Source organism: Segatella paludivivens DSM 17968 = JCM 13650 (genome assembly GCF_000373185.1).
Taxonomy (GTDB): Bacteria; Bacteroidota; Bacteroidia; order Bacteroidales; family Bacteroidaceae; genus Prevotella; species Prevotella paludivivens.
In genome coordinates this window covers 1-2,858 of record NZ_KB890673.1, presented here as the reverse complement: position 1 = coordinate 2,858, position 2,858 = coordinate 1, and the positions used below count along the sequence as shown (strand labels likewise).

2 protein-coding genes and 1 pseudogene are annotated in these 2,858 nt (G+C 38.9%); all 3 read right to left on the bottom strand.

Annotation, left to right across the window (positions count from 1 at the left end; genetic code table 11):
* A pseudogene (locus B045_RS15550) lies at positions 1-200 on the bottom strand (hypothetical protein); the annotation flags it as partial.
* A gap of 22 nt (positions 201-222) precedes the next feature.
* Entirely contained in the window at positions 223-2,421 is a 2,199-nt protein-coding gene (locus B045_RS0111585; protein WP_025884150.1) for a peptidase domain-containing ABC transporter, read from the bottom strand.
* Positions 2,418-2,858 (bottom strand): outer membrane beta-barrel protein (locus tag B045_RS14645; protein ID WP_044067805.1); only part of this gene is annotated, 441 nt, incomplete at its 5' end. The genes B045_RS14645 and B045_RS0111585, both read right to left, overlap by 4 nt.

Sequence of the window (2,858 nt, the reverse complement as noted above, 5' to 3'; positions counted from 1 at the left end):
TTTGGGGAAATTTCAAAATAATGTATACCTCCACTACATTCTATAGTAAACGGAAAGTGCACTGTTGTCACCACCCATATCATTCCTGCTATAAAAAGAGAAACTATGGTAATTCCAATACTTATTAGGCGGGGAGGAACTTTACCAATTATCTTCCTCACTCGCTCACTTCTGAGTTCTATATTATCGTTTGCTTCCATTAATTTAATATCTTTATTGGTTCTAGTTTCCCAATTCCAGTTGGTTCTTCACTAGATTGTAGTAAACTCCACGCTTCGCAATAAGTTCATCGTGGCTTCCAGCCTCTGCAACCATACCGTTGTTTATGGCTATTATTCGGTCGGCATTTCTCACAGTACTCAATCTGTGAGCCACTATCACCACGGTGCGACCTGCATAAAACTTATCAAGGTTCTCTACAATAGCTTTTTCATTGCTTGCATCAAGAGAGTTTGTAGCCTCATCAAGAAATATATAGTCAGGATTTTTATAGACAGCTCTTGCTATAAGTATTCTCTGCTTCTGCCCCTGACTCAATCCAACTCCATCACGCCCAATCTTTGTATTGAACTTGAGCGGAAGCCCCATAATATAATCTTTTATGCAAGCTATTTCAGCAGCCTTCAGCAATCTGTCCTTATCAATGTCGGCATCATCCACTGCGATGTTACGCGCTATTGACTCGGAGAAGATCACTCCGTCTTGCATAACAACCCCACATTGTCTGCGCCACCATTTCTTGTTCAGTCGGTTAATATCCGTTCCCCCTACTGTAATATGCCCTTCAAGCACGGGATAATAGCCCAATATAAGTCGAACAAGGGTGGTCTTACCACTACCGGATGCACCTACTATCGCAGTAACCTTTCCCTGCGGTATATGTATATTGACATTGTCCAGTGTCTTTTTAATCGCATGCGGATCATACTTGAACATCACGTTTTCAATATCAATTCCTTTTTCTTGGTCTTGTAGAGATGTTTGTAGACCTACTTTTCCATTCTCGTCATCCACGCAATGAATTTCATTTATGCGTTCAAGACTTATCTTTACATCCTGTATGGAATAGAAAAAACTCATAAGCTGTTCTACAGGACTGTTTAACTGCCCAATTATATATTGCACGGCAAGCATCATACCAAGTGTCATCTGACCGTGAATCACAGCTGTTGCTGCAACGACAGTAATCACGATATTCTTGATCTCATTTATGAATATACTTCCTGCTTCCTGTGTCTGCTGAAGTTTTAAACTCTTCATCTGCACACCGAACAGGTCAGCTTGCACGTCCTCCCATTCCCAACGTCTGCGCTGTTCGCAGTCCTGCAGCTTTATTTCCTGCATGGATGTTATAAACTCGTAAGTCTTGTTATTATTAATAGCCTGCTGCTCAAAAAGCTCATAGTCCAGCACCTTTCTACGCCTCAAGAATAATGTCATCCAGACTCCATAAACGACGCTGCCTATTAGAAATATAGAGAAGACCAACTTGTTATAAAAGAACAGTACGATGGTGAACACTATGAATGTGAGCATTGAGAACATAATGTTCAATGTCTGCTGTGTCATAAACGTATTCACACGGCTGTGATCATTCATTCTCTGCATAAGGTCACCCATCAACTTTGTGTCGAAGAATGACATCGGAAGTTTGAGCAGTTTTATAAAGAAGTCACTTACCAGTGATATATTTATCCTCATACTGATGTGAAGCAGTAACCAGCGACGGATAAAATCAATAACCGTACGGCTCACAGTAAACATCAGCTGTCCCAGCAACACAAGCCATATAAAACCTATATCCTGGTTTTTAATACCAACGTCTACAATGCTTTGTGTCAGAAATGGGAGCACTAATTGCAGTAAGCTGCCTACAATCAGCCCTAACACAATCTGTCCGAAATAACGCCTATACTGCTTTACATATCCAAACAGAAATCTGAATGAACGTTTCTGTTTATTTTCAGAAACATCTTTATTGCAGCTATAGAACAAAGGAGTTGTCTGAAGGAACATTGCAACTCCCTTCTCCTCTCCATGAGATCGTGTACTTATCCAATGACTTCTAAATTCATCAATATCATAAGTTATAAGTCCCTTTCCAGGATCGGCAATATAAAACTTCTTACCCCTCTTTACTTTATACAGTACAACAAAATGATTCTGATTCCAATGGAGAATACATGGTAATGAAACTTTCGAAAGTTCCTCAACCGTGGCTCTAGCACATACAGAATGTAGGCCAATTTCATTGGCTGCCTCGCTGAGTCCTAACATAGAGATACCTTCTGTTGTTGCAAAGCAAATATCCGCTAGAAAGTTGAGAGAATACTTTCTGCCGAAATATTTGCTAACCATCTGCAAGCAGGCTACACCACATTGCATAGAATCTTGTTGGTGATAAAAGTGAAATTTTGTCATAGTCTATCTAGCTCATTTTTTATAGAGGTATTTCCGTGATATTTCGTTTTTACTTTATTTAAACGATATATGATACTGATAGAATAATTCCACAAACAATAGTCCTCGGTCTGTTGAAAATGAATATTCTTAATATTTTCAGTTTCCTTGAACCTCATTGTATGGAATATATCCTGTGCCTGAAGGCTCACACTTAGTTTATCATCAAAAAAGGCTTTTTGTATTCCCATATTAAACATCTGATATGGTTTTAGAGTAACAGCACCCTGATTACCACCACTATTATAATAGTAATAGACAGAAAACAAATACGAAGCAGGCAGTTGAAAATATTGGTTAGCCATAACATATAGTTGTGGGGTATTACAAGAACGCTTCTCACCTAAATATTCACAACTGAAAAAAGGCTTTGTTATTCCTAAAGACAAAGACGGCTT